The 24,423-nt window shown below is 73.6% G+C and carries 21 protein-coding genes and 1 riboswitch; of the genes, 12 read left to right on the top strand and 9 right to left on the bottom strand.

The window, feature by feature from the left end:
* Positions 1-3 precede the first annotated feature (3 nt).
* Positions 4-423: a Fur family transcriptional regulator gene (locus ABZ495_RS08325; protein WP_359834982.1), complete on the bottom strand. Its 420-nt coding sequence runs from the start codon at positions 421-423 to the stop codon at positions 4-6.
* A gap of 107 nt (positions 424-530) precedes the next feature.
* Here ABZ495_RS08325 and ABZ495_RS08330 point away from each other — a divergent pair, with 107 nt between their 5' ends.
* Positions 531-2,009, top strand: a complete 1,479-nt coding sequence (locus tag ABZ495_RS08330) for a catalase (RefSeq protein ID WP_352293074.1) — start codon at positions 531-533, stop codon at positions 2,007-2,009.
* A gap of 73 nt (positions 2,010-2,082) precedes the next feature.
* Here the strand turns inward: ABZ495_RS08330 and hisN are convergent, their stop codons facing one another.
* The 5 genes from hisN to ABZ495_RS08355 all read right to left on the bottom strand — a co-directional run bounded on the left by hisN (position 2,083) and on the right by ABZ495_RS08355 (position 7,011).
* Positions 2,083-2,880, bottom strand: coding sequence for a histidinol-phosphatase (hisN, locus tag ABZ495_RS08335; protein WP_329489521.1), 798 nt, complete (start codon positions 2,878-2,880; stop codon positions 2,083-2,085).
* Between the two features lie 478 nt (positions 2,881-3,358).
* Positions 3,359-3,682, bottom strand: a complete 324-nt coding sequence (locus ABZ495_RS08340) for a multidrug efflux SMR transporter (RefSeq protein ID WP_329489522.1) — start codon at positions 3,680-3,682, stop codon at positions 3,359-3,361.
* Between the two features lie 118 nt (positions 3,683-3,800).
* The gene (gene rsgA / locus ABZ495_RS08345; protein ID WP_329489523.1) at positions 3,801-4,856 is read right to left on the bottom strand and encodes a ribosome small subunit-dependent GTPase A; all 1,056 of its coding nucleotides are present in this window, start codon (positions 4,854-4,856) and stop codon (positions 3,801-3,803) included.
* A gap of 16 nt (positions 4,857-4,872) precedes the next feature.
* Positions 4,873-6,204: a 3-phosphoshikimate 1-carboxyvinyltransferase gene (gene aroA / locus ABZ495_RS08350; protein ID WP_352293076.1), complete on the bottom strand. Its 1,332-nt coding sequence runs from the start codon at positions 6,202-6,204 to the stop codon at positions 4,873-4,875.
* Between the two features lie 90 nt (positions 6,205-6,294).
* Positions 6,295-7,011 carry a M50 family metallopeptidase gene (locus ABZ495_RS08355; RefSeq protein WP_352293079.1) on the bottom strand — a complete coding sequence of 239 codons (717 nt, stop codon included), beginning with the start codon at positions 7,009-7,011 and terminating at the stop codon, positions 6,295-6,297.
* Between the two features lie 154 nt (positions 7,012-7,165).
* On the opposite strand from ABZ495_RS08355, the gene ABZ495_RS08360 reads away from it, so the two are divergent.
* From ABZ495_RS08360 to def, 8 genes are all read left to right on the top strand, one after another.
* Positions 7,166-7,918 (top strand): SOS response-associated peptidase, encoded by a 753-nt coding sequence (locus ABZ495_RS08360; RefSeq protein WP_359834984.1) that lies wholly within the window; start codon positions 7,166-7,168, stop codon positions 7,916-7,918.
* A gap of 67 nt (positions 7,919-7,985) precedes the next feature.
* The gene (locus ABZ495_RS08365) at positions 7,986-8,621 is read left to right on the top strand and encodes an alpha/beta family hydrolase (RefSeq protein ID WP_359803236.1); all 636 of its coding nucleotides are present in this window, start codon (positions 7,986-7,988) and stop codon (positions 8,619-8,621) included.
* Positions 8,622-8,752: 131 nt separating this feature from the next.
* The gene (locus ABZ495_RS08370) at positions 8,753-9,652 is read left to right on the top strand and encodes a sigma-70 family RNA polymerase sigma factor (RefSeq protein WP_329489528.1); all 900 of its coding nucleotides are present in this window, start codon (positions 8,753-8,755) and stop codon (positions 9,650-9,652) included.
* The gene (gene rsrA, locus ABZ495_RS08375; protein ID WP_359834986.1) at positions 9,649-10,053 is read left to right on the top strand and encodes a mycothiol system anti-sigma-R factor; all 405 of its coding nucleotides are present in this window, start codon (positions 9,649-9,651) and stop codon (positions 10,051-10,053) included. Before ABZ495_RS08370 ends, rsrA begins: the two co-directional genes overlap by 4 nt.
* A 306-nt stretch (positions 10,054-10,359) precedes the next feature.
* Positions 10,360-11,793 (top strand): HD-GYP domain-containing protein, encoded by a 1,434-nt coding sequence (locus ABZ495_RS08380; protein ID WP_329489530.1) that lies wholly within the window; start codon positions 10,360-10,362, stop codon positions 11,791-11,793.
* The gene (locus ABZ495_RS08385) at positions 11,790-13,091 is read left to right on the top strand and encodes an HD domain-containing protein (protein ID WP_352293086.1); all 1,302 of its coding nucleotides are present in this window, start codon (positions 11,790-11,792) and stop codon (positions 13,089-13,091) included. The genes ABZ495_RS08380 and ABZ495_RS08385 overlap by 4 nt, the downstream gene beginning before the upstream one ends.
* Before the next feature lie 247 nt (positions 13,092-13,338).
* Positions 13,339-14,328: a hypothetical protein gene (locus tag ABZ495_RS08390; protein WP_359834987.1), complete on the top strand. Its 990-nt coding sequence runs from the start codon at positions 13,339-13,341 to the stop codon at positions 14,326-14,328.
* A 62-nt stretch (positions 14,329-14,390) separates the two neighbouring features.
* Positions 14,391-15,032, top strand: coding sequence for a peptide deformylase (def, locus tag ABZ495_RS08395; RefSeq protein WP_352293088.1), 642 nt, complete (start codon positions 14,391-14,393; stop codon positions 15,030-15,032).
* 50 nt (positions 15,033-15,082) lie between these two features.
* Here the strand turns inward: def and ABZ495_RS08400 are convergent, their stop codons facing one another.
* The 3 genes from ABZ495_RS08400 to ABZ495_RS08410 all read right to left on the bottom strand — a co-directional run bounded on the left by ABZ495_RS08400 (position 15,083) and on the right by ABZ495_RS08410 (position 19,766).
* Positions 15,083-16,144 (bottom strand): ferritin-like protein, encoded by a 1,062-nt coding sequence (locus ABZ495_RS08400; protein WP_359834989.1) that lies wholly within the window; start codon positions 16,142-16,144, stop codon positions 15,083-15,085.
* A gap of 185 nt (positions 16,145-16,329) precedes the next feature.
* Positions 16,330-17,325, bottom strand: a complete 996-nt coding sequence (locus tag ABZ495_RS08405) for a ribonucleotide-diphosphate reductase subunit beta (RefSeq protein ID WP_329492241.1) — start codon at positions 17,323-17,325, stop codon at positions 16,330-16,332.
* 35 nt (positions 17,326-17,360) lie between these two features.
* Positions 17,361-19,766, bottom strand: a complete 2,406-nt coding sequence (locus tag ABZ495_RS08410) for a ribonucleoside-diphosphate reductase subunit alpha (protein ID WP_352293134.1) — start codon at positions 19,764-19,766, stop codon at positions 17,361-17,363.
* 188 nt (positions 19,767-19,954) lie between these two features.
* Positions 19,955-20,095, bottom strand: a riboswitch (cobalamin riboswitch).
* 370 nt (positions 20,096-20,465) lie between these two features.
* Between ABZ495_RS08410 and ABZ495_RS08415 the strand changes: the two genes are divergently transcribed.
* The 3 genes from ABZ495_RS08415 to ABZ495_RS08425 all read left to right on the top strand — a co-directional run bounded on the left by ABZ495_RS08415 (position 20,466) and on the right by ABZ495_RS08425 (position 24,356).
* Positions 20,466-21,737 (top strand): hypothetical protein, encoded by a 1,272-nt coding sequence (locus ABZ495_RS08415; protein ID WP_359834991.1) that lies wholly within the window; start codon positions 20,466-20,468, stop codon positions 21,735-21,737.
* A 169-nt stretch (positions 21,738-21,906) separates the two neighbouring features.
* On the top strand, positions 21,907-23,370 hold the full coding sequence (locus tag ABZ495_RS08420) for a glycosyl hydrolase (RefSeq protein ID WP_359834993.1): 1,464 nt from the start codon (positions 21,907-21,909) through the stop codon (positions 23,368-23,370).
* Between the two features lie 149 nt (positions 23,371-23,519).
* The gene (locus tag ABZ495_RS08425; RefSeq protein WP_359834995.1) at positions 23,520-24,356 is read left to right on the top strand and encodes a hypothetical protein; all 837 of its coding nucleotides are present in this window, start codon (positions 23,520-23,522) and stop codon (positions 24,354-24,356) included.
* Positions 24,357-24,423 lie beyond the last annotated feature (67 nt).

Here is a 24,423-nt window from a genome sequence, read left to right on the forward strand (position 1 = left end):
CGCTCAGCCGCGGTCCGCGCAGTCCGGACAGAGGCCCCGGTAGGTGATCTCGGCCCCGGAGAGGACGAAGCCGAACCGCTCGCCCTGTGGGAGGCCGGCCAGCGGGTCGCCCTGCGGGTGGACGTCGCGGATGGCGCCGCAGCCCGAGCAGACCAGGTGCTGGTGCGGCCGGTGCGCGTTGGGGTCGTACCGCTTGGCCCGGCCGTCGGTGGCGACCTCCAGCACCTCGCCGAGGCAGACCAGCTCGCCGAGCGTGTTGTAGACCGTCGCGCGGCTGATCTCCGGCAGGCGCTCCACGGCGCGCGAGTGCACCTCGTCGGCCGTGAGGTGGACGTGGTCCCCGTCGAGGACCTCGGCCACGACCCGGCGCTGCGAGGTCAGCCGCCACCCACGTCCGCGAAGTCGTTCCAGCAGGTCGCTCATGCGTACAGGATAGGTGAGCTCTCACTTTGGTTCCAGTATTGACTTGGACAAAGTCCAAGTTAGGATCGAGTTGTTGTCACGACCGGACCACGCGGAGGCACCCCCTTATGAGCACCCAGGACGAGCTGCGCCCCACCCTCACCACGGAGGCGGGTGCCCCCGTCGCCGACAACCAGAACACCGAGACCGCCGGCGTCGGCGGCCCGGCGCTCATCCAGGACCAGCAACTCTTCGAGAAGCTGGCGCACTTCAACCGGGAGCGGATCCCGGAGCGGGTGGTGCACGCCCGCGGCGCGGCGGCCTACGGCACCTTCACGGTGACCGCCGACGTCACCGCGTACACCCGGGCCCGCTTCCTCTCCGAGGTGGGCAAGGAGACCGAGACCTTCCTGCGGTTCTCCACCGTGGCCGGCAACCTCGGCTCCGCCGACGCCGTCCGCGACCCGCGCGGCTTCGCGCTGAAGTTCTACACCGAGGACGGCAACTACGACCTCGTCGGCAACAACACCCCGGTGTTCTTCATCAAGGACGCCACCAAGTTCCCGGACTTCATCCACACCCAGAAGCGGGACCCGTACACCGGCTCGCAGGAGGCGGACAACGTCTGGGACTTCTGGGGGCTGTCGCCCGAGGCGACCCACCAGGTGACCTGGCTCTTCGGCGACCGCGGCATCCCGGCCAGCTACCGCCACCTCGACGGCTTCGGCTCGCACACCTACCAGTGGCAGAACGAGGCCGGCGAGTACTTCTGGGTCAAGTACCACTTCAAGACCGACCAGGGCATCAAGAACCTGACGGCGCAGGAGGCGGCCAGGCTCGCGGGCGAGGACCCGGACAGCCACCAGCGCGACCTGCGCGAGTCCATCGAGCGCGGCGAGTACCCGAGCTGGACGGTCAGCGTCCAGATCATGCCGGCGGCGGACGCGGCCCACTACCGCTTCAACCCCTTCGACCTGACCAAGGTGTGGCCGCACGCCGACTACCCGCTGGTCGAGTTCGGCAAGCTGGAGCTCAACCGCAACCCCGACAACGTCTTCGCCGAGGTCGAGCAGTCGATCTTCTCGCCGTCGCACTTCGTACCCGGCATCGGCCCGTCCCCGGACAAGATGCTCCAGGGCCGGCTCTTCGCCTACGCGGACGCCCACCGCTACCGCGTCGGCATCAACGCCGACCACCTGCCGGTGAACCGCCCGCACGCCACCGAGGCGCGCACCAACAGCCGGGACGGCTACCTCTACGACGGCCGCCACGGCCGCCGCAAGAACTACGAGCCCAACAGCTTCGGAGGCCCCGTGCAGACCGGCCGCCCGCTCTGGGCCGCGACGGCGGTCACCGGCGCGACCGGCACCCACGAGGCGCCCTCGCACGCCGAGGACGACGACTTCGTGCAGGCGGGGAACCTGTACCGGCTGATGGGCGAGGAGGAGAAGCAGCGGCTGATCGCCAACCTGGCCGGCTTCATCGCCAAGGTCTCGGCCGACCGCGAGGACATCGTCGAGCGGGCGGTCGAGAACTTCCGCCAGGCCGACGCCGACTACGGCCGCCGGCTGGAGACGGCGGTCCGGGAGCTGCGCAAGCAGCGGTAGCGGTACCCCGATGAGCCGCGGGCCCGGCGACCGGATGACCGGTCGCCGGGCCCGCACCCATGTGCCTTCCGGGTCAGACGCTCAGGCGGCGCAGGGCCTCCGCGTGCAGCAGGCCGTTGCTGGCCACGGCGTCGGCACCGCCCGGGCCGGGCACGCCGTCCAGACCGGTGAACCGGCCGCCGGCCTCCTCGACGATGACGGCGTTCGCGGCCATGTCCCACAGCGACAGCTCGGGTTCGGCGGCGATGTCGACCGCGCCCTCGGCGACCATCATGTAGGACCAGAAGTCCCCGTAGGCGCGGGTGCGCCAGCAGGCCCGGGTGAGGTCCAGGAAGGGGTCGAGCCGGCCGCGCTCCTCCCAGCCGGAGAGCGAGGAGTAGGAGAACGAGGCGTCCTCCAGACGGGAGACGCCGGAGACGTGGATCCGGGCGGCCTTGGTCAGGCTGCGGCCGGCGAAGGCACCGAGGTCCTTGGCCGCCCACCAGCGGCGGTTCAGCGCGGGGGCGGAGACGATGCCGACCACCGGGCGCTCCACGCCGTCCGGGCCGTCCTCCAGCAGCGCGATCAGGGTGGCCCAGACCGGCACGCCGCGGATGTAGTTCTTGGTGCCGTCGATCGGGTCGATCACCCAGCGGCGGGGACCGGTGCCCTGCAGGCCGAACTCCTCGCCGAGCACCGCGTCGCGCGGGCGGGCGCGCTGGAGCACGCTGCGCACCAGCTCCTCGGCGGCCTTGTCGGCGTCGCTGACCGGAGTGAGGTCGGGCTTGGTCTCGACCTTCAGGTCGAGGGCGCGGAAGCGCTCCAGGGTGACCGAGTCGGCCGAGTCGGCGAGGACGTGGGCGAGTCGGAGATCGTCGTGGTAATCGGCCATGGTCGAAACCCTAGCGAGCCCACCCGGATCGGCCCAGTCGGGCTCGCGGAGCGGACGGCAGCAGCCACCGGTCCCGCCCCGAGCCGAGTGGCCCACCGGTGCCGCCCTCCCGTGGCCCCCGCTACCACCGGTCCCGCCCCGAGCCGAAGGGGCGCGCCGGTGCCGCCCTCCCGTGGCCCTCGCCACCCACCGATCCCGCCCCGAGCCGAAGGGGCGCGCCGGTGCCGCCCTCCCGTGGCCCTCGCCACCCACCGATCCCGCCCCGCGGCCCGAGCCGGGTGGCCCACCGGCGCCGGCCTTCGGTAGCCCCCGCCACCCACCCGACCCGCCCCGAGCCGAAGGGGCGCGCCGGTGCCGAAAGGGAGAAGCGAGGACGACCGAGGTACGAGGGCGTTGGAGCGCCGACCGTCGGCACCGGATCGAGCGCCCCGGAGGCGAGCGGGCGAAGATACTGCCCCGGAGGCGAGCGGGCGAAAGCTCAGTGCGCCGTGCCGCTGAGTTGGAGGCCGATCACCCCGGCGATGACCAGGGAGATCGAGACCAGCTTGAGCACCGAGGTGGTCTCGTCCAGGAAGAGCATGCCGTAGATCGCGGTGCCGGCCGCGCCGATGCCGGTCCAGACCGCGTACGCCGGACCGACCGGCAGGCTCTTCAGGGAGAGGGTGAGCAGGCCGAAGCTGCTGAGGGCGAAGACGCAGAAGCTGATGGTGGGCCAGAGCTTGGTGAAGCCTTCGCTGAGCTTGAGGTTGATCGCGAAGCCGGTCTCCAGGAGGCCGGCCAGGATCACCAGGGCCCATGCCATCGCGTGCTCTCCCTGTCGATCGACGGGCCGGGCCGTGATCCGGCCCGACTTTCCTATGATCACCAGGCTGGCCCGCTCCGACACCTCGAACGCGGCGAAAACGGCCGGGGCCGCGCCGTCAGTCGCCCTCGCGGGTCTCCTTGCTCGCCAGCAGACGGCGCAACGAGTACAGCCGGGCCTGCTCCGCGTGGCCGTCCGCGACCCAGGCGTCCAGCGCGCAGTCCGGTTCGTCGTGGCTGCACGCGCGCGGGCAGTCGACGGTGCCGGGCTCCAGGTCGGGGAAGGCGTGGATGACCCGGGACGGGTCGATGTGCGAGAGGCCGAAGGAGCGGAACCCCGGGGTGTCGATCACCCAGCCCGGGTCGAGCGCCTTCTTCGAGCCCGGCTTGGCGCCCGGGGGCGGCGGCAGCCGCAGCGCCAGCGCCGACACGGTGGTGTGCCGGCCGCGACCGGTCACCGCGTTGACCACCCCGGTGGTCCGCTGGTGGAGCGGCACCAGGGCGTTGACCAGGGTGGTCTTGCCGACGCCGGAGTGGCCGATGAACACCGTCGAGCGGCCGCGCAGGTGCGCCCGGACCGCCTCGGCGCCCTCGGTGGCCAGCTCGTCCCGCCGGGTCACCACGTAGTTGATGCCGAGCGGGGCGTAGGACTCCAGCAGCGGCTCGGCCGGGGCCAGGTCGGACTTGGTGAGCACCAGCAGCGGCTCCATGCCGGCGTCGTACGCGGCCACCAGGCAGCGGTCGATCAGCCGGGGCCGGGGCTCCGGGTCGGCCAGCGCGGTGACGATGGCCAACTGCTGGGCGTTGGCGACGACGATCCGCTCGAACGGGTCGTCGTCGTCCGCGGTCCGGCGCAGCACCGAGGTGCGCTCCTCGACCCGGACGATCCGGGCCAGGGTGTCGGCGTCCCCCGAGAGGTCGCCGACGATGTTGACGATGTCGCCGACGACGACGCCCTTGCGGCCCAGCTCACGGGCCTTCATGGCGACGATCTCGCGCTCCTGCTTCGTTCCGACGTCCAGCAGGCAGGTCAGCCGGCCGCGGTCGACGGTGAGCACCATCGCCTCGGCCGCGTCGTCGTGCTTGGGCCGGATCCGGGTCCGCGGCCGGGAGCCCCGGCGGGCGGGGCGGTTGCGGATGTCGTCCTCGTCGGCGTCCTTGCCGTAGCGGCGCATGTGCCCAGTCTCCCGCTCAGCCGCCCACCACTGCTCCGCCGAGCAACTCGTCCCACATCCTCGGGAAGTCCGGCAAGGTCTTGGCGGTGGTGGCCACGTTCTCCACCTGGACCCCCTCGACGGCCAGCCCGATCACCGCGGCCGCGGTGGCCAGGCGGTGGTCCTCGTAGGTGTGGAACACGCCGCCGCGCAGCGCGCGCGGGCGGATCCGCAGGCCGTCCTCGGTCTCGGTGACGTCGCCGCCGAGGTCGTTGATCTCCTTGGCCAGCGCGGCCAGCCGGTCCGTCTCGTGCATCCGCAGGTGCGCGATGCCGTACAGGTGGGACTCGGAGTCGGCGAGCGCGGCGACGGCGGCGATCACCGGGGTGAGCTCGCCGACGTCGTGCAGGTCCGCCTCGATGCCGTGGATCCGGCCGGTGCCGGTGAACTGCAGGCCCTCGTCGGTGAACTCGCAGACGCCGCCCATCCGGGTGTAGATGTCGCGCAGCTGGTCGCCGGGCTGGGTGGTGTGCTTCGGCCAGTCGCGGACGGTCACCCGACCGCCGGTGACCAGGGCGGCGGCGAAGAACGGCGCCGCGTTGGAGAGGTCCGGCTCGACCACCATGTCGCGGCCGAGCAGGGCGCCGGGGGTGACCCGCCAGACGTCCTTCTCGCCGCCGTCCTCCGGGGCGTCCACCTGGGCGCCGGCCAGCCGCAGCATCTCGACCGTCATCCGGATGTGCGGCAGCGAGGGGACCGGCCCGCCGACGTGGCGGACCTCGACGCCCTGGTTGTAACGGGCGCCGGAGAGCAGCAGGGCGGAGACGAACTGCGAGGAGGAGGAGGCGTCCAGCTCCACCACGCCGCCGTCCAGCGCGCCGGTGCCGTGCACGGTGAGCGGGAAGGCGCCGCGGCCGCCGTCGTCGATCCGGGCGCCGAGCGCGCGCAGGGCGTTGATCACGCCGTGCTGGGGGCGCTCGTAGCTGCGCGGGTCGCCGTCGAAGTGCACCGGGCCGTCCGCGAGGACGGCGAGCGGGGGGAGGAAGCGCATGACCGTGCCCGCGTTGCCGACGTCCACGGAGGCCGGGCCGCGCAGTGCGGGGGCCGGGATGACCCGCCAGGCCTCCCCGCCGCCGAGGCCGCCGGAGTCGTTGTTGACCTGCTCCTCGATGCCGACCCCGAGCGCCCGCAGGCCGTCGGCCATCAGCTGGGAGTCGCGGCTGCGCAGCGGGCGCCGCACCCAGCCGGGTTCGGTGGAGAGGGCGGCCAGCACCAGAGCCCGGTTGGTGACCGACTTGGAGCCGGGGATGGTGACGGTGGCGTCAACGGGGGTGGTCGCGACGGGGGCGGGCCACAGGGTCTCGGTCATGGGGCAAGTTTAGGGGCCGTACGGGAACTGTCCGCTCCGCGGCCGGATGGCGGGACGGGCCGGCCGGCGGGGCACCGTCGGCCCCGCGGCTCACAGCGGGGACAGCAGCCAGCTCGCGCCGAGACCCAGGCAGGCCAGCGCGGTGACCAGGAAGAGGAACACCCAGGCGAGCCCGGGAACGCCGGTGAGCCGGGCGAGCTGGTCGGCGTCGGAGTCCCCGCCCTGGCCGCGCCGGCGCTGGTGCTGCAGCTCCAGGACCGGGCGGACGGCGCCGAGCAGCAGGAACCAGCTGCCGAGGCAGGCGAAGCCGGCCTGGACGTCGGTGCTGCCGAACCAGGAGACCAGGAAGAAGGCGGCGCCGGCGAGCAGCACGGTGAGGAAGCCGAAGGCGTTGCGGATCCGGACCAGCAGGGCCAGCAGCAGGGCTATCGCGAGCCAGAGCAGCAGGGTGATCCGGTCGGCCGCGAGCAGTGCGGCGCAGCCGAGGCCGAGCAGGGCGGGGGCGCAGTAGCCGGCGGCGGCGGTGAGCACCATGCCCGGCCCGGTGGGGCGGCCGTAGGAGAGGGTGAGGCCGGAGGTGTCCGAGTGCAGCCGGATGCCCGCGAGCTTGCGGCGGGTGGCCAGGGCGGCCAGGCCGTGTCCGCCCTCGTGGGCGATGGTGATCGCGTTGCGGGCGAACCGCCAGAGCGGGCGGGCCGCCACCAGGAGCAGGGCGGCGGCGCCGGTGGCCAGGGTGAGCCAGCCCGGCGGGGCGGGCTGGGTGCCGGTGACGCGGTCCCACACCTCGCCGATGCTCTGTGCGTCCATGCCCGCTCCCGTTCTCGTCCGGCCCGGTCCGGGGCGGCCGCGGTCGGCCGGCCCGGGTGGCAGCCTCCCATGCGGGGACGGCCGGGCGGGAGGCCGCGGTTCGCACTTCGGGATGAGGAAGTGCTGAGAGCGGCGGTCGTGGCAAGCTGACGGCATGTGCGGTCGCTTCGCCTCCAGCCTCCGGCCCGAGGACCTCGTCGAGCTCTTCGGCGTCCAGCAGTGGGACCCGGTCGAGACGCTGGCACCCAGTTGGAACGTCGCGCCGACCGAGCGCGCCTTCGTGGTGCTGGAACGGCAGCGCAGGGGTGAGCCGGCCCCGGTCCGGCAGTTGCGGGTGCTGCGCTGGGGCCTGGTGCCGCAGTGGGCGAAGTCGCCCGAGACCGCGGTGAAGATGATCAACGCCCGCTCGGACACGGTGCACGAGAAGCCCTCGTACCGGCAGGCCCTCGCCTCCCGGCGGTGCATCCTGCCGGTCGACGGCTACTACGAGTGGCAGACCCTGCCGGGCGAGCGCGGCAAGCCCCGGAAGAAGCCGTTCTTCGTCTCCCGGGCCGACGGCGGCCCGCTGGCGCTGGCCGGGCTGTACGAGTTCTGGCGCAACCGGGCGGTGCCCGCGGACCACCCGGAGGCCTGGCTGGTGACCTTCACCGTCGTCACCACCGAGGCGGAGGAGCTGCTGGCCCCGATCCACGAGCGGATGCCGCTCTTCCTGGACCGGGAGTCCTACGACGACTGGCTGGACCCGGGCCTGGTGGACCCGGACGCGATACGCCCGCTGCTGGTCCCGCCGTCGCCCGGCGCGCTGCTGGCCACGCCGGTCTCGCCGGCGGTCGGCAGCATCCGCAACAACGGTCCCGAGCTGACCCGGCCGTGGGTCGAGGCCGAGCACGAGACCACCCTCTTCTGAATTCTGAGCACCGCTTCCCGCCGGCGCGCCTCGTCGGCACCGCTCTCCGAGCACTGGAGTCCACGCCGTGACGCAGGAACTCGTCCCCACCCCCGCCGGGGACGCCCGGATCAGTTACCACCCGGCGGCCGCGCCGAAGGCGCTGCTCGCGCTCGGCCACGGCGCCGGCGGCGGGATCGGCGCGCGCGACCTGGTGGCGCTGGCCGCGGCGCTGCCGCCGCGCGGGATCACGGTGGCACTGGTCGAGCAGCCCTGGCGGGTGGCCGGGAAGCGGCTGGGGCCGGCGCCCAGGACGCTGGACACCGGGTGGACGCCGGTCGCCGAGCGCCTCGCCGGGCAGGGGGTGCCGCTGGTCGTCGGCGGGCGCAGCGCCGGGGCCCGGGTGGCCTGCCGGACGGGCGCCGCCACCGGCGCGGCCGGGGTGGTGGCGCTGGCGTTCCCGCTGCACCCGCCGGGCAAGCCGGAGAAGAGCCGGGCCGCGGAGCTGCTGGAGTCGGGGCTGCCGACGCTGGTGGTGCAGAGCGTGGCGGATCCGTTCGGCGGGCCGGCCGAGTTCCCGGCGCTGCCGGCCGGGCACCGGATGGTGCCGGTGCCCTACGGCAGCCACGGCTTCGAGGTGCCGAAGCGGGCGCCCACCGGGCAGGACGAGGTGCTGGAGCTGATCACCGGGGCGGTCGGCGACTGGGTGCTCGGGCTGCTCTGAGCCGCCCGGGAACGCACGGTCGCGAACCGCTCACCCGTGCGGGTGAAAACCTGCCGGGGGCCGGGAATGCGGGCGCCCTCGGCATGGTTGACACCCTCGTCAGCTTGAGTCCCGGACGGAAGGCAGCACAGATGGGTTCGATCGCGTGCCCCGAGCGGCCGGAGGAGCGCGAGGCCTCCGCGGCCTTCACCCCTTCCTGGTCGGAGTGGATTGCCGCGGGCGAGAAGCCCGTCAGCCCGATATCCTCCATTTCGGGGCGGCCCGCTGTGGGCGGCCATGCCGAGGAGGTGGGTCCGGTCGTCGGGACCGAGCACGAGGCCGAGCCGGGCCGGGGCCCGGAGGAGAGCCTGCCCGCGGGCGAGGCGCTCACCGGTGAGGAGCTGGCCGAGGCGATCGGTGAGGACACCTTCCGGGTGTCCGCGGCGGAGAGCGAGGCGGCCCGGCGGGAGCGCTTCGAGCGCGACGCCCTGGGCTACCTGGATCCGATGTACTCCGCCGCGCTGCGGATGACCCGCAATCCGGCCGATGCGGAGGACCTCCTCCAGGAGGCGTTCGCGAAGGCGTACGCGTCGTTCCACCAGTTCCGCGAGGGCACCAACCTCAAGGCCTGGCTGTACCGCATCCTCACCAACACGTTCATCAACTCGTACCGCAAGAAGCAGCGGGAGCCCCAGCGGACCGCCGCCGAGGAGATCGAGGACTGGCAGCTGGCCCGGGCCGAGTCGCACATGTCGACGGGTCTGCGCTCGGCCGAGACCCAGGCGCTCGACCACCTCCCGGACAGCGATGTGAAGGACGCCCTCCAGGCCATCCCGGAGGAGTTCCGCATCGCCGTCTATCTCGCGGACGTCGAGGGCTTTGCGTACAAGGAGATCGCGGACATCATGGGTACTCCCATCGGTACGGTGATGTCCCGGCTGCACCGCGGCCGCCGTCAGCTGCGCGGCATGCTGGAGGACTACGCCCGTGAGCGCGGGCTGGTCCCGGCCGGCAGCGGGGCAGGGCAGGAAGCGAAGGGCTCGGGCTCATGAGCTGCGGCGATCCGCACGACACCGAGTGTGGCGAGGTCCTCGACCACCTCTACGAATTCCTCGACAACGAGATGGCCGAGGGCGACTACGACAAGTTGCGGGTGCACTTCGAGGAGTGCTCGCCCTGCCTGGAGAAGTACGGCCTGGAGCAGGCCATCAAGGCGCTGATCAAGCGGTGCTGCGGCTGCGACGACACCCCGGCCGACCTGCGGGGCAAGGTGCTGGCCAGGATCGACTCGATCCGGGCCGGGCAGCGCTCCGGCGAGGCGGTGGTGGTCGCCGTGGACGCCGCGGCCGAGGCGCACGGCGACAACGAGCAGGGCCGGCCGCCCGCGAAGGCCTCCGCCGAGGCGGCGGCCAGGCCCGGTACGCCGGTCGAGGCGGGCGCTCCGGCGGAGTGAGTGCGCCGCCGTCCCACGGCGGGCCGTCCACCCGAGGACCAGGTGACCCCCGGAGCGTGCGCTCCGGGGGTCGCTCCGTCTCTGCTTGCGGGCGCCCTCACTCGTTCGAGTGAGTTGGTGGTGCGCCAACTGCGGCATTCCGCGATCATGCGCCCCGACGCCGGAACGGCGGCCTATCCTCCTGACGGACGCTCACCGCCGGTAGCCCGGTGCGCCGAGCGCGGAGCGGGCCAGGACGGCGGGGAGGTCGAGATCGCTACCGACAGTGGAGGAACGGACCTGCCGACGGGCGCGGTGTGCTACCTCGTGGCCGTCCCGGTGGCGGCGCTCTGCTGCCTGCTGCCCCTGCTGCCGGGGCCCGTCCCGGCCGCCGTGCCACGCTGGCTCGGCGCTCCGGTGGACTGGCCCAAGGTCGGCCTGCTGGCCTTTCTGCACGGCTGCTGGGAATCGCTGGCGCAGGGCCAGCCCACCCCCTGCCGACGGCTGCTCCGGGCCCTGCTGGGCCGGCCGCCGCTGCCCTCCCGGCCACCGGCCCGGCCCCTGGCCAACGCCTTCTTCCCGGTGCTGTTCGCCGGGGTGCTGATGCTCGCCCCGGCCGCCGCCGCCCTGGTCGCGGTGCCTATCGCACTGTTCGGCGACACCGAGCCGGACTGCCGTCGGCGCCAGGTGTGGAACGGCGCCCAGCTCGCCCTCTCCGCCTTCGCCGCCTCGGCGGTCTTCCACCTGCTCGCCGGACCGCAGCTACTGCTCGGCTCCCGCTTCCCGGCCGCGCTGCTCCCCGGGGCCGCCGCGCTGGCCGCGTTCTGCCTGGCCAACGGGGTGCTGGTGGGCGGCATGCTGGTGCTGGCCGAGGGCCGGCGGGCGAGTGTTCTGCTGCTCGGCCCGGTCGCCGCGTTCGGGCTGCCGGTGCTGGTGCACGCGGCCGGCGGGCTGATGGTCGCGGTGCTCTGGCAGGGCCCGTACGGGGCCTTCGCGGCGCTGCTGGCCCTGCTGCCGCTCTCCATCTCGGCCTGGGTGTTCGCCCAGGGCCACCGCGAGCGGGACGCCCACCAGGCCACCGTCCAGGCGCTGGTGCAGGCCGTGGAGATCAAGGACTCCTACACCCGGGGGCACAGCGAACGCGTCGGCAAGGCCGCGGTGCTGATCGCCGGTCAGCTGGGCATGGAGGCCGAGCGGCTGCGTACCCTCCGGTTCGCGGGCATCCTGCACGACGTCGGCAAGCTCGGCGTGGCCACCGAGCTGCTGCGCAGGAACGGTCCCCTCGACGAGGCCGAGCGGCGGGCCGTCGAGGTGCACCCGGTGCACGGCTACGAGCTGGTGCGCGGCATCGTCTTCCTCGGCGAGGCGCACGCCGGGATCCTGCACCACCACGAGCGGATGGACGGCCGGGGCTACCCGAGCGGGCTGGCGGGCGAGCAGATCCCCGAGTTCGCCCGGATCATCTCGGTCGCCGACGCCTTCGACTCGATGACCTCCACCCGGTCCTACCGGCGCGGCCGGCCGGTCACCGAGGCGGTGGCCGAGCTGGAGCGTTGCTCGGGCAGCCAGTTCGACCCGGTGATGGTGCGGGCGCTGGTCGACGCGCTCGCCGTGCACGACTGGCAGCCGGTGCTGCCCCCCGACGACGACTGCATCCGGGCGGTGCCCGACATCCCGCTGGGCGTGCCCGAACCGGTGCGGCCGGGCCCGGGCCGGGTGCCCGCCCAGGGCGGCACCGTGCCGACGGCCGGACCGTCGTGAGCGCCCGCCCGCCGGCCGGCGGGGTGGCCGCGGTGCACGCCGCGGCCGTCGTGCTGCTGGCGTTCTCGTTCGGCGCGGTGGCGGTGCGCGGGATGGCCGAGCCCGGGGTGGCGCTGGCGTTCACCGTGCTGATCGCGCTCGGCGAGTGCGTCCGGATCACTCTTCCGGGCGATCGCGAGCAGGCACCGATCGGTGCCGCCGGTGCGCTGGCGTACGCCCTGCTGGGGCCGCTGCGCGGGCTGCCCACCGCGCACGGCGTGCTCCAGGCGGTCGCGGTGACCGGCGCGGGGCTGCTGCTGGCGCTGCTCCCTGCGGTGGCGCTGCCCCGCGGGGCCCGGCGGCCGCGGCGAGCGCCGTGGCGGGACCGGGCCCGGCTCGACGGCGCCGCCCGGCGGCTGCTCGGGGCCGGGTTCGCGGCCGCGATCTTCCAGCCGCTCTACAACAGCGGAGTGGTCGACCGGTTCTCGGCGGACGGCCCCGCCTACGGGGTGTTCCTCACGGTGGTGGCGGCGCTGGCCGCGCTCTGCGACGCCACCCTGGCGGCGGTGCTGCGGCGGGCCCGGAGCGGGCTGCGGTTCCCGGCGGCGCTGGAGGACGAGCTGCGGTCGCTGTTCGGGATCGGCTCGGCGATCGCCGCCACCGGGATGCTGGTCAGCCTGGCGGCGGGCGAGGTCGGGCTCTGGGCGCTCCCGCTGTTCTGCGCGCCCCTGCTGCTGGCGCAGGTGTCGTTCCGGCGGGCCGCCGCCGTCCGGGCCACCACCGGGCAGACCATCGCCAGCCTGGCCAAGGCCACCGAGGTGGCCGGCTACACCCCGTACGGCCACGCCCGCCGGGTCGCCGACACGGCGTGCGCGGTCGGCCGCGAGCTGGGGCTGAGCACCCGCGAGCTCGCCCTGCTGGAGTACGCGGCGCTGATGCACGACATCGGGCAGCTGTCGCTGGTCGAGCCGGTGCCGGACGGGGCGACGGCGCTGCTCCCGGAGGAGGAGCAGCAGCGGATCGCCCGGCTGGGCAGCGAGGTGATCCGGCGGACGGGGGTGCCGCGGCAGGTCGCCGAGCAGGTCGCCCGGCTGGCCGATCCCTGGCCCGGGCGGCCCGACCCGGACGAGCGGGCGGTGCCGCTGGCGGCCCGGATCATCCGGGTGGCGAACGCGCACGACGACCTGCTGACGGCGGCGCGCGGGCGCGGGGTGGAGGAGGTGGTGGGGCGGCTGGAGGTGCTGGAGGTGCTGCGGCTGGGGCGGGGCCGGATCTACGACGGACGGGTCGTGGACGCGCTGGTGAGGGTGCGGGGGTAGGGGAGGGGCGCGCGGCGGGTGGGGGCGGCGGGCGCTGTTCAGGGGTTGGGGTTGAGGCGGGGCGTCGGGGCGGGCAGGCTGGGTAGGGGTGGGGCCGGGAGCGGCCGGAACCCCGGCTGCGGGGAGCGCGGGCGACGGCGGGCGTGGTTGGATGCGGTCGTAGCGTGGAACACCGACCCGGGGCACCGGGCCCGTGGCAGCGGGAGCGGACACGGGACTTGAGCGGACGACGACGGCAGGGACGAACGTGAGGATCTTCCACCGGGCACGGCACCGGCCGTCCGCCACCTGGCGGCAGACGACCGATCGGGCTTTCACGCTGATCGGCGACGGCCGCTACGAGGACGCGGGCGCCCTGCTGGTGATGGCGGCCGATCTGGAGCCGTGGCTGTCGGACTCCTGGTTCAACCTCGCGCTGCTGCACAAGTTCCGGCGGGACTGGGAGCAGGCGCGGGCGGCCGGGCTGCGGGCGGTGGCACTGCTGGACCGCGAGCAGGGCGCCCCCGACTGGTGGAACCTGGGGATCACGGCGACGGCGCTGCAGGACTGGCCGCTGGCGCGGCGGGCCTGGCAGGCGTACGGGCTGCGGCTGCCGGGCGGGGCCGGGGCCCACCCGGACGGCCCGGTCAGCCTGGACCTGGGGACGACGCCGGTGCGGCTGTCGCCGGACGGCGAGTCCGAGGTGGTCTGGGGGCGCCGGCTGGACCCGGCGCGCATCGAGGTGCTGTCCATCCCGCTGCCCTCGTCGGGCCGCCGCTGGGGCGAGGTGGTGCTGCACGACGGCGCCCCGCACGGCGAACGGGTGACCGACGGGGTGGCGTACCCGGTGTTCGACGAGATCGAGCTGTGGGCGCCCTCCCCGGTGCCGACCTACGTGGTGCTGCTGCAGGCCGCCACCGCGGCGGACCGGGACGCCCTGGAGCGGCTGGTCGCGGACGCGGGGTACGCGGCGGAGGACTGGACGTCGTCGGTGCGGCTGCTCTGCCGGGCGTGTTCGGAGAGCCGGATGGCCTCCGACGACGGGCACACCGCGCACCACGACCCGCACGACGACGGGGACGCGGCCCACCCGGGGCACCTGAGCCATCTGAGCCAGGGCGCCGGCGGGATGTCCTGGCTGGTGGAGCGGGAGTGCGGGATCGCGGCTCCGGCGCCGCTGGTGCGTACGCTGCTGGACCGCTGGGTGGCGGCGGCCCCCGGTACCCGCGCGTACCGGGATCTCGAAGAGGTCTGCTGAGCGGTCCGCTTACCCTTGGTCGGTACGGCCAGACGATCCAGGGAAGCGGAAGACACACAGCGATGGCGGAGCAGCACGACCACCAGCACGACCACGACCACGAGCCCGCGCAGGGTGAGGCCCAGCCGGTGAAGGTGGTCGGCGAGGAGCCGGACCTCTCGAAGGGCACCGCGCGTCCGATCACCGTCTACGGCAACCCGGTGCTGCACCGGGAGGTCAAGACCGTCACGGCCTTCGACGGCGAGCTGTCGGGGCTGATCGACGACATGTTCCAGTCGATGTACGCGGCCGAGGGCGTGGGCCTGGCGGCCAACCAGATCGGCGTGGACCTCAAGGTGTTCGTCTACGACTGCCCGGACGACGAGGGGGTGCGCCACATCGGCCACGTCATCAACCCCGTCCTGGAGGAGCTGCCGGCCGGCAGCAAGCGGGTGCTGGACGACGGCAACGAGGGCTGCCTGTCGGTGCCGACCGCGTACGCCGAGCTGCCCCGGCCGGACTACGCCGCGGTGACCGGCCAGGACAAGGACGGCAACCCGATCCGGGTCGAGGGCACCGGCTTCTTCGCCCGCTGCCTGCAGCACGAGACCGACCACCTGTACGGGTTCCTCTACATCGACAAGCTGTCGAAGCGGGACCGCAAGGACGCGCTGCGGCAGATGGCCGAGGGCACGCCGCGGTACGCGACGGTGTCGAACGGCTGACGTGTCACGGAAGGGCCGGTGCACGCGCACCGGCCCTTCCGCACGGGTGCCTACCGCGGCACGAACAGCCACTCCGGGCCGTAGGTGAAGCGGGGGGCGGCGGGCAGCTTGACGCCGTTGATCTGCTGGGCGGTCCGGCGCATCTGGCCCATCTGCCCGATCGCCGGGCCGATCGAGTCGGGGCCGGCGTCGCCCCAGGCGCCTTCGAGGGCGTACAGCATGTCGCTGTAGTGCTGGTTGAAGGTCGCCAGGAGGGTGGCGGTGGGCTGGTCGGGCTCGTTGCCGGGGCTGTTGGCCCAGCCGCCCAGGGGGACCCGGGCGACCGGGGAGGTGTCCGGCAGCGGGACCTCCGGGCCGGTGAACCCGTACTTCTTCGTCCCCTCGTCGAGGACGAGCTCGCGGCCTTCGGCGATCTCCTTGAAGGCGTAGTAGTGGGCGAGTTCGCCCGGGGCACCGGGGAAGGGGTTCTCCGGCGAGGCGTCCGTGCCCTCGCCCTGCGACTGGATGACGTGGATGGCGGCCAGCACGTCGTCGATGGTGTTCATCGGGACGATGTCGTTGCCGGCGCCGTGGCTCGACCCGAGCGGGAAGCTCACCTGCCGCTGCCCGGTGAGCAGGTGGGCGAAGGTGGGGAAGACGTTCGCGATCCGCTGGTAGAAGGCGCCGATGGTGTTGCCGTCGGCGGCGAAGGCGAGCGGGTGCTCGGGCTTCTCGATGTCGGCGAACAGGCCCGCCGACTCGCGGGTCAGCCCGCTCAGGTAGACCTCCAGGCCGGGGTTGACGCCGCCGGGGAGCTCACCCGGGTACTTCGGGACGGTGAGCGGGTCGGTGAGGACGACCGTGCCGCCGATGCTGGTGAGCATGTTGCAGACCAGGCCGAAGTGCGACATCTCGTCGAAGACGATCTCGCGGATGGTGTGGCGCACCGGCTTGGAGTTGTCGGGGTCGGTGATCGACCAGAGCGCGGTGGCGTAGGGCGGGATCGTGGACAGCTCCAGCATGATCGCCCGCTGGAGCGCGTCCTTGAGTTCCTGCTCCGTCCAGTCCTCCTCCGCCATGCTCATGAGCTGGACGATGGCGTCGCTCCGGTAGTCGAGGATTCCGGTCGGCACGGTGGGCCCCTTTCGTTCGGCTGTGGCCGGACCGTAGCGGGGGACGGCACCGTCCGTATGCGTGCCGTTCCGGTGGGGCCCGGCGGTTTCATTCGGACGAGCGAACGACGCCGCCCCGCCCGGTGCGAACACCGGGCGGGGCGGCGGCTGTTGGCCGGGCCCCGGCGGAGCGGGGCCGGGCGGGCCTAGAAGTCGTCGTCGAAGGAGACCGAGCCCTCGACGGCGACCTGGTACGCGGAGACCCGGCGCTCGAAGAAGTTGGTCAGCTCCTGGACGTTCTGCAGCTCCATGAACCCGAAGGGGTTGGTGGAGCCGTAGCGGATCGGCAGGCCGAGGCGGGCGAGCCGCTGGTCGGCCACCGCCTGCAGGTACTCGCGCATGGACTCGGTGTTCATGCCCGGCAGGCCCTCGCCGCAGAGGTCACGGGCGAACTGGAGCTCGGCCTCTACGGCCTCCTCCAGCATCTCGGTGACCTGCTGGGCCATCTTCTCGTCGAAGAGGTCGGGCTCCTCCTCGCGGACGGTGTCCACCACCGACATCGCGAAGTCCATGTGCATGGACTCGTCCCGGAACACCCAGTTGGTGCCGGTGGCGAGGCCGTGCAGCAGGCCGCGGCTGCGGAACCAGTACACGTACGCGAAGGCGCCGTAGAAGAACAGGCCCTCGACGCAGGCCGCGAAGCAGATCAGGTTGAGGAGGAACGCGCGGCGGTCGTCCTTGCTCCGCAACGAGTCGATGTGGTCGACCGCGTTCATGTACTTGAAGCAGAACTGGGCCTTCTGGTGGATGGAGGGGATGTTCTCCACCGCGGCGAAGGCCGCGTTGCGGTCCTCGGGATCGGGCAGGTAGGTGTCGAGCAGCGTCAGGTAGAACTGGACGTGCACGGCCTCCTCGAACAGCTGCCGGGACAGGTAGAGCCGGGCCTCGGGGGAGTTGATGTGCTTGTAGAGGCTCAGCACCACGTTGTTGGAGACGATCGAGTCACCGGTGGCGAAGAAGGCGACCAGCCGGCCGATCATGTGCCGCTCGCCGTCGCTCAGCTTGGCGAGGTCGGCGACGTCGGAGTGCAGGTCCACCTCCTCGACGGTCCAGGTGTTCTTGATCGCGTCCCGGTAGCGGTCGTAGAACGACGGGTACCGCATCGGCCGCAGGGTCAGCTCGAAGCCGGGGTCGAGCAGCATCTTCTCGCGGTCGGGACGGGCTTCGGGGGTGGTGCTCACTGGCAGGCCTCGCAGGACTCGGGGTTCTCCAGGGAGCAGGCCAGCGCGGCCTCCTCCTCCGGGCTGAGGGTCGGGGACGCCACCGGCACCGGCGCGGCGGCGCGGGCGGTGCCCGAGGCGGCCTGGGCGATCCGGGTGGCGGGCCGCGACCGCAGGTAGTAGGTGGTCTTCAGACCGACCTTCCACGCGTACGCGTACATCGAGCTCAGCTTGCCGATGGTGGGCGCCGCCATGAAGAGGTTCAGCGACTGGCTCTGGTCGATGTACGGCATCCGGGCGGCGGCCAGGTCGATCAGCGCGCGCTGGGGCAGCTCCCAGGCCGTGCGGTACAGCGAACGGACCTCGGCGGGCAGCCAGTTGAGGTCCTGGACGGAGCCGTTGGCGTCGCGCAGCGCGTCCCGGGTCTGCTGGTCCCAGACGCCGAGCTCCTTCAGCTCGCGCACCAGGTACGGGTTGACCTGGAGGAACTCGCCGGAGAGGGTCTCGCGCTTGAACAGGTTGGAGACCTGCGGCTCGATGCACTCGTACACACCGGCGATCGAGGCGATCGTGGCGGTGGGGGCGATGGCGAGCAGCAGCGAGTTGCGCAGACCGGTCTCGGCGATCCGGGCGCGCAGCGCCTCCCAGCGGCCGGCCCAGTGCGGCGCGGCCGAACCGAAGTGGTCGATGTGCAGCTCGCCGCGGGCGGCGCGGGTCTCGCCGTAGGCCTCGTGGCGGCCCAGCTGCTCGGCCAGATCGGCGGAACGCTCGTACGCGGTGAGCATGATGCGCTCGGCGATGAGGGTGGAGAGGGCCTTCGCCTCGGCGGAGTCGAAGTCCAGGCGGAGCTGGAAGAAGACGTCCTGGAGGCCCATCACGCCGAGGCCGACCGGGCGCCAGCGCGAGTTGGACGCGCCGGCCTCGGGGGTCGGGTAGAAGTTGATGTCCACCACGCGGTCGAGGAAGGTGACGGCGGTGCGGACGGTGGCGTCCAGGCGGTCCCAGTCCATCGCGTTCAGCAGGTCGGCGGCGGTGGCGCCGGGGGCGACGTGGGCGCCGAGGTTGACCGAGCCGAGGTTGCAGACGGCGGTCTCGGAGTCGTCCGTGACCTCCAGGATCTCGGTGCAGAGGTTGGAGCTGTGCACCGTGCGGCCGGGCAGCGCGGTCTGGTTGGCGGCGCGGTTGGAGGCGTCCTTGAAGGTCATCCAGCCGTTGCCGGTCTGCGCCAGGGTGCGCATCATCCGGGAGTAGAGGGTCTGCGCCGGGATGGTGCGGACGGCCTTGCCGGCCTGCTCGGCCTTCAGGTACGCCTCGTCGAACTCGGCGCCCCAGAGGTCGACCAGCTCGGGCACGTCGGCGGGGGAGAACAGCGACCAGTCGGCGTTCGCGTTGACGCGGCGCATGAACTCGTCCGGGATCCAGTGCGCCAGGTTGAGGTTGTGGGTGCGGCGCGCCTCCTCACCGGTGTTGTCGCGCAGCTCCAGGAACTCCTCGATGTCCGCGTGCCAGGTCTCCAGGTAGACGCAGGCCGCGCCCTTGCGGCGGCCGCCCTGGTTGACCGCGGCGACCGAGGAGTCGAGGGTGCGCAGGAACGGGACGATGCCGTTGGACTTGCCGTTGGTGCCCCGGATCAGGCTGCCGCGCGAGCGGATCCGCGAGTAGGACAGGCCGATGCCGCCGGCGTGCTTGGAGAGGCGGGCGATCTGGGCGTACCGGGAGTAGATCGAGTCCAGGTTGTCCAGCGGCGAGTCCAGCAGGTAGCAGCTCGACATCTGCGGGTGCTTGGTGCCGGAGTTGAAGAGCGTCGGCGAGGAGGTCAGGTACTCCAGCCGGCTCATCAGGCCGTACAGCTCGGAGACCTCGCGCACCGACTGCTCGTTGTCGCCGACCGCCAGACCACAGGCGACGCGGAGCAGGAACTGCTGCGGGGTCTCGACGACCTTGCGGGTGATCGGGTGGCGCAGCAGGTACCGGGACTGCACGGTGCGCAGGCCGAAGTACTCGAAGCGGCCGTCGCCCTCGGGGTCGATCAGCGCGTTCAGGGCGGTGGCGTGCTTGGCGACGAAGTCGGCGGTGGAGTCGCCGATCAGGCCCTCGGCGTGGCCGACCGCGATCGAGTCCGAGAAGGTGACCGAACCCTGGCTCACCGCCTCGTCGACGATCTCCAGCGCGAGCAGTCGCGCGGCGAGCTTCGAGTACTGCGGGTCCTCGGCGATCATCGACGCTGCGGCGTCCACGGCCAGCCCGCGCAGCTCGGCGAAGTCCGAGCCGGCGTGGCGGCCGCGCAGCGCGGCGGCGGCGACATGGCCGGGGTCCACCTGGGGGAGGTCGGCGCTGCGGTCGGTCAGCAGCCGGAGCAGTGCGCCACCGGGGTCGGACACCGTCGGGTCGACGGGGGCGGAGCTGGAACCCTGGGCGGGCAGGGTGACTGAGGCAGCGGTGGTCAAGGCGCTCTCTCCTGGCGGCGATCGGCGTCGGCGGTGGCTCGGGCCGGACCGTTCGGGGCAGGGGAGCACGGCGCGCCGGCCCGGAGGCGGCGCGCGACGGTGGCATCCCCGGCCCGCCCGCGAGGCCCGGAAGTGGTGCTGGTGCGAAAGGCCTCTGCGGGGAGGCCAGGCGGCACGCCGTCGGCAGGTATTCGGACTCGCGGGCTCTGTCGGAGCCGCCCGCACACCGCTGCGGGGCAGTCCCGGACTCGCACCGGGTTCCCCTGCGTCGACAGCAGGGATGAGCATACATCTAGTGGTGTCCGCTCGATGCGACCCCACATGTTGTGCGGCGTCGCGTGTCGACGTGATCGCAGGTGGTACCGGCGAGAGGCCTTTCCCGGGCTGTTCCGGGGCCGTTCCGGGGCTGCGGCCGGCCCCCGGCCGCCCGCCGCGGGGGCCGGCGCCGGGGGCCGCCGCAGGGTCGTTCCAGGGCCTTCGCGGACCGCGGCGCAGGGCGTCGCCGGGACTGCCCGGGGCCCGGCCGGTGTTCGGATTCGGAAACGGATCGGCCACCGGGCAGGCCCGCCGTCAGGGGCATGCCCTACGATCTCGGCTCATGAGGGAGCGGAGCCAGCGAGTCGTCGACACCGACGTGATTCGCGGAGCGGCCGCCGAAGGCAGTGAGGGGGGCGCATGAGCGACGGAACGGGCACGCCCGGGGAGTGGAGCGGCCGACCCGGCTCGCCGGGGCAGCAGCCGCCCCCTCCCGCCGGGCCGAGTGGCGCGCAGAACCAGCAGCCGGGCACGCCCGGACAGCCGCCGCAGGGCCCGCCGCCCGCGCCGTACCCCGGCGCGCCGCAGCCGGTGCCGCCGGCCCCGGGCGGGTTCGGTCCGCCGCCCGCCTCGTACGGGCCGCCGGTGCCCGCGCCGCAGCCGGTCCAGCCGCCGGTGCCGTCCGTGCCGCAGCCGCCGCAGCAGGTCCAGCCGCCCGTGCCGCAGCCGGTCCCGCAGCAGCCGGCGCCGGTGCAGCCGCAGCCCCAGCCCCCGGTGCAGCCGCAGCATGTCCAGCCGCAGCCGCAGCCGCAGCCGCAGCAGCACCAGTGGCAGCCGCAGCCCCAGCAGCCCCAGCACCCGCACCCCCAGCCCGTGCCGCAGCACGCCGAGCCGGACTGGGCCGCCCTCGCGGACCGGAACGAGGCGGAGGCCAAGCGCAAGGGCCGGACGCGGATCATCGGCGGCGTGGTCGCCCTCCTGGTGGTCGGCGGCCTGGTCGCCGGCGGCCTGCTGTTCCTGAACAAGGGCGACGACAAGAAGCCGGTCGCGGATCCCACCGGCGCCGCCACGGCGGCCACCCAGCCGCCGGCGCCCACGGCGTCCGGCAAGGCGTCCCCGACGGCCACCCCGAGCGCCACGCCCGAGGACCCGTCGAAGCCGCTCTGGGAGGCGACCACCGACCCGGCTCCGCAGGACGCGGCGGCGCTCTTCTCGGCGCTCACCGTGACGGTCAACGGCGCCACCTGGAACCGCACCGTGGTTTCGCTCGACTCGCCCTGCTGGGACGGCAACTCCACGGTCGGCGGCCTCGGCAAGGTCCTCGGTGACCAGGGCTGCCGCCAGGTGCTCCGGGCCACCTACGTCTCCGGCGACAGCGCGGTGACGGTCGGCGTCGCGGTCTTCGACCACAAGCAGCAGGCCGAGACCGCGGTGAAGAACTACGTCGGCCACCTCAAGGGCGCCGCGGCCCCCGGCTCGCCGGCGTTCTGCACCACCCCCGGGTGCACCAACACCAAGGGCACCCTGGGCCGGTACGGCTTCTTCACCGTCGAGGGCTCCGCCAAGGGCGGCAACACCGCGGACGCCGCCGCGACCGCGGCCGCCGCGGGCTTCGACGAGCACGTGAAGAACCAGCTCCTCCAGCGCACCAAGGCGGCGGGCGGCGCACCGGCCGCCACCCCGGCGGGCTGACGGTCCGCCCGGTTCGGCCCGGTTCCGGCCGGGCCCGCCCCGGTTCGCGCCCGGCGGGTCCGCTCGCCCCGGCCCCGGGGGATGTGGCAGGCTCACCGCCTGTCAGTCGTACACGTGTTCCGGTTGTGACGGCGCAGGCCGGTGCCGGTGAGCATCCGGAGGAGTGTCCGTGGCCCTGCCCCGCGCGCTGCGTGCCAAACCGGCCGTGCTGGCCGCGGCCGGCGCGCTGCTCGCCGCCGGCGCGGTGGTGCTGGCCGGCCAGGACGGCCGGGCCGACGGCGACCGCCGGGACGCGCCCGCCCGCAGCACGCTCACCCTGGGCGGCGCCGGGCGCACTCTGGCGCCGGAGGTCGGCCGCGAGCTGCTGGCCCGCGACCCGCAGGCCTCGCCCAACGCGCGGGCCGTCCAGCAGTTCCTCGCCGACCTGGAGAGCGCGGCCCGCGCCGGCCGCTCCGGCGGGACGGTGATCGGCCAGCACGTCGAGGCGCACAACGAGCTCTACAACCCCGAGTACGGGGACTACCGGGGGACCAAGCCGGTCGGCTACTACTACAAGAAGGCCGCCGACATCACCGGCCGGCTGCCCGGCTTCGTCGAGACCGACCTCGGCCCCGGCTACGGCCAGAACGGCTGGGGCGTCGGCAACCCGCGCTCCTACTCGGCGGGCCGCTGGCCGGCCTGCGCGGTCGGCTGGCAGTACACCGACGACGCCGTCGACCTGATGACCGCCGTCTGGTCCGGCCACCCGCGCCCGGACGACGGCACCTACGGGGCGTCGGGCACCCAGAAGAACTGCGACGGCACCAGCACCGAGCTGCCCGACAACGGCGGCGGCCCGGCCGGACTGGTCGGGATGTCCTTCCACGAGCCGTACCCGGGCTCGGACGTGAAGTCCTTCGACCGGGTGCTCTGCTCGGCCTCGCCCGGCGCGAAGGACCCGGGCTGGTTCGGCCGGGTCGTCGACAGCGCCGGCGACACCCCCGAGTACCGCGCGCTGCTGACGGACCTCTCCTTCCTGGCGGACCACCTGGAGTACCTGGCGGCCCACGACGTGCCGGTGCTGCTGCGGCCGTACCACGAGATGAACGCGGCCGACTGCGCCCGCGGCTTCTGGTGGTCGGGCCGCAAACCCGCCGACTACCAGGCGCTCTGGCGGATCACCTACCACTACCTGGTGGAGACCAGGGGCCTGCACAACCTGCTGTTCGCCTGGACGCCGGTCTCCTGGGACGGCGCCCCGGGCGTCGATCCGTGGGACTACTACCCGGGCGCGCGGTACGTCGACGTGGTCGGGGTGGACGACTACAGCGGCAGCCCGGCGCACCCGATCGGCACCGGCGAGGTGTGGACCAAGCGCTACTACGACGGCCTGGCCGGCTACGGCAAGCCGCGGATCCTGGCCGAGTCCTTCGCCGCGCCGGTCAACTCCCGCCAGCCGGACACCCTGCGGCGGACCCCGTGGACGATCTGGACGGTCTGGGGGCAGTCGCTGACGGCGGACAACCTGACCCCGGACCAGCCCCGCAACTCCAACGCCGACGTCAAGGCCACCTACGGCAATGGCCTGGCGCTCACCGGCGGCTCCGGCCCGTTCGGCGCGGACGTCGACTGGAGCGGTCTGCACGTCCGGTGAACCGGCCGGCCTCGTCCGTGAGATCGACAACACGTCCGCACCCTCCTGAACCGGGGGAATTCCTGGTCCGTTCGCGCGTGTGGCATCCTGTGGCCCGGAATCGAACGGGTTGAAGCCGGGTGCGCCCGGCAGGGGCGGGGGTACGGGAGATGACACAGGCGCGTCCTGACCGTCCGGCCGGTGGCCTCGCGGTGGCCTGGGGGGCGGTGATGCTCGGCTGGGCGGTCTACAACTGCTTCTGGCAGGTCGGCTTCGCCACCTTCGCCAAGGGCGTCTTCTACTACGGCGGCTCCTCGGTGGGCGCCGAGACCGGCAGCCTCAACTTCGCGGTGCTGTACCTGACCTCCGGCATCCTGCTGCTGCGCGGGCGGGACTGGGCACGCGGCGTGGTGGTCGGCGTGGCGCTGGTCGAGGGCTACAACCGGGTGCGCAGCCTGACCGGCGCGCTGCTGGACGCCCCGCAGCGCCGGTGGTTCACCGGCACCACCGAGGGCTGGCTGAAGCTGGCGACCTTCGGGCTCGGGGTGGCCGTCACCGCGACGCTGGCGGTGCTGCTGGTCGTCTCGCTGCGCCGGACCGGATCCCGCTGGGCGCCAGCGCCGGGCCCGTGGGCGGCCGCCGGGCAGCCCTCGCCGTTCCAGCCGCTGCCCGCCCAGCAGTCGGGGCAGCAGCCCGGCCAACTGCACTGGTCGCTGCTGCAGACCCTGCCGCAGGACCAGGCTCCCGGCCACCCGCCGACCCAGCCCCAGCAGCCCGCGCAGGCCTGGCCGCAGCCCCAGCAGGCTCCCCAGCCCCAGCAGGCTCCGCACCCCCCGCAGCCCCAGCAGGCTCCGCACCCCCCGCACGACCGGACGCAGCCCGGCTGGACCCCGCCGCCGGCCGCCGTCCCGCCGCAGCCCCCGCAGCCCCAGCACTCGTGGCCGGCCCCGCCGGTGACGCCCGGGCCGGTTCCGCCGGCCCCGGGGACGCCGCCCTACCCGGGGTAGCGAGCAGGACCCGCCGGCCCGGACCGGCGGGGTGAACGGACAGACGCAACAGACGAGGAACGACTTT

This window comes from Kitasatospora sp. NPDC005748 (genome assembly GCF_040630735.1).
Classification (GTDB): Bacteria; Actinomycetota; Actinomycetes; order Streptomycetales; family Streptomycetaceae; genus Kitasatospora.

Bases quoted from the DNA above. Each gene is read 5' to 3' on its own strand.
- ABZ495_RS08325 (WP_359834982.1), bottom strand. From the start codon at position 423: ATGAGCGACCTGCTGGAACGACTTCGCGGACGTGGGTGGCGGCTGACC.
- ABZ495_RS08330 (WP_352293074.1), top strand. From the start codon at position 531: ATGAGCACCCAGGACGAGCTGCGCCCCACCCTCACCACGGAGGCGGGT.
- hisN (WP_329489521.1), bottom strand. From the start codon at position 2,880: ATGGCCGATTACCACGACGATCTCCGACTCGCCCACGTCCTCGCCGAC.
- ABZ495_RS08340 (WP_329489522.1), bottom strand. From the start codon at position 3,682: ATGGCATGGGCCCTGGTGATCCTGGCCGGCCTCCTGGAGACCGGCTTC.
- rsgA (WP_329489523.1), bottom strand. From the start codon at position 4,856: ATGCGCCGCTACGGCAAGGACGCCGACGAGGACGACATCCGCAACCGC.
- aroA (WP_352293076.1), bottom strand. From the start codon at position 6,204: ATGACCGAGACCCTGTGGCCCGCCCCCGTCGCGACCACCCCCGTTGAC.
- ABZ495_RS08355 (WP_352293079.1), bottom strand. From the start codon at position 7,011: ATGGACGCACAGAGCATCGGCGAGGTGTGGGACCGCGTCACCGGCACC.
- ABZ495_RS08360 (WP_359834984.1), top strand. From the start codon at position 7,166: ATGTGCGGTCGCTTCGCCTCCAGCCTCCGGCCCGAGGACCTCGTCGAG.
- ABZ495_RS08370 (WP_329489528.1), top strand. From the start codon at position 8,753: ATGGGTTCGATCGCGTGCCCCGAGCGGCCGGAGGAGCGCGAGGCCTCC.
- rsrA (WP_359834986.1), top strand. From the start codon at position 9,649: ATGAGCTGCGGCGATCCGCACGACACCGAGTGTGGCGAGGTCCTCGAC.
- def (WP_352293088.1), top strand. From the start codon at position 14,391: ATGGCGGAGCAGCACGACCACCAGCACGACCACGACCACGAGCCCGCG.
- ABZ495_RS08405 (WP_329492241.1), bottom strand. From the start codon at position 17,325: ATGCTGCTCGACCCCGGCTTCGAGCTGACCCTGCGGCCGATGCGGTAC.
- ABZ495_RS08415 (WP_359834991.1), top strand. From the start codon at position 20,466: ATGAGCGACGGAACGGGCACGCCCGGGGAGTGGAGCGGCCGACCCGGC.
- ABZ495_RS08425 (WP_359834995.1), top strand. From the start codon at position 23,520: ATGACACAGGCGCGTCCTGACCGTCCGGCCGGTGGCCTCGCGGTGGCC.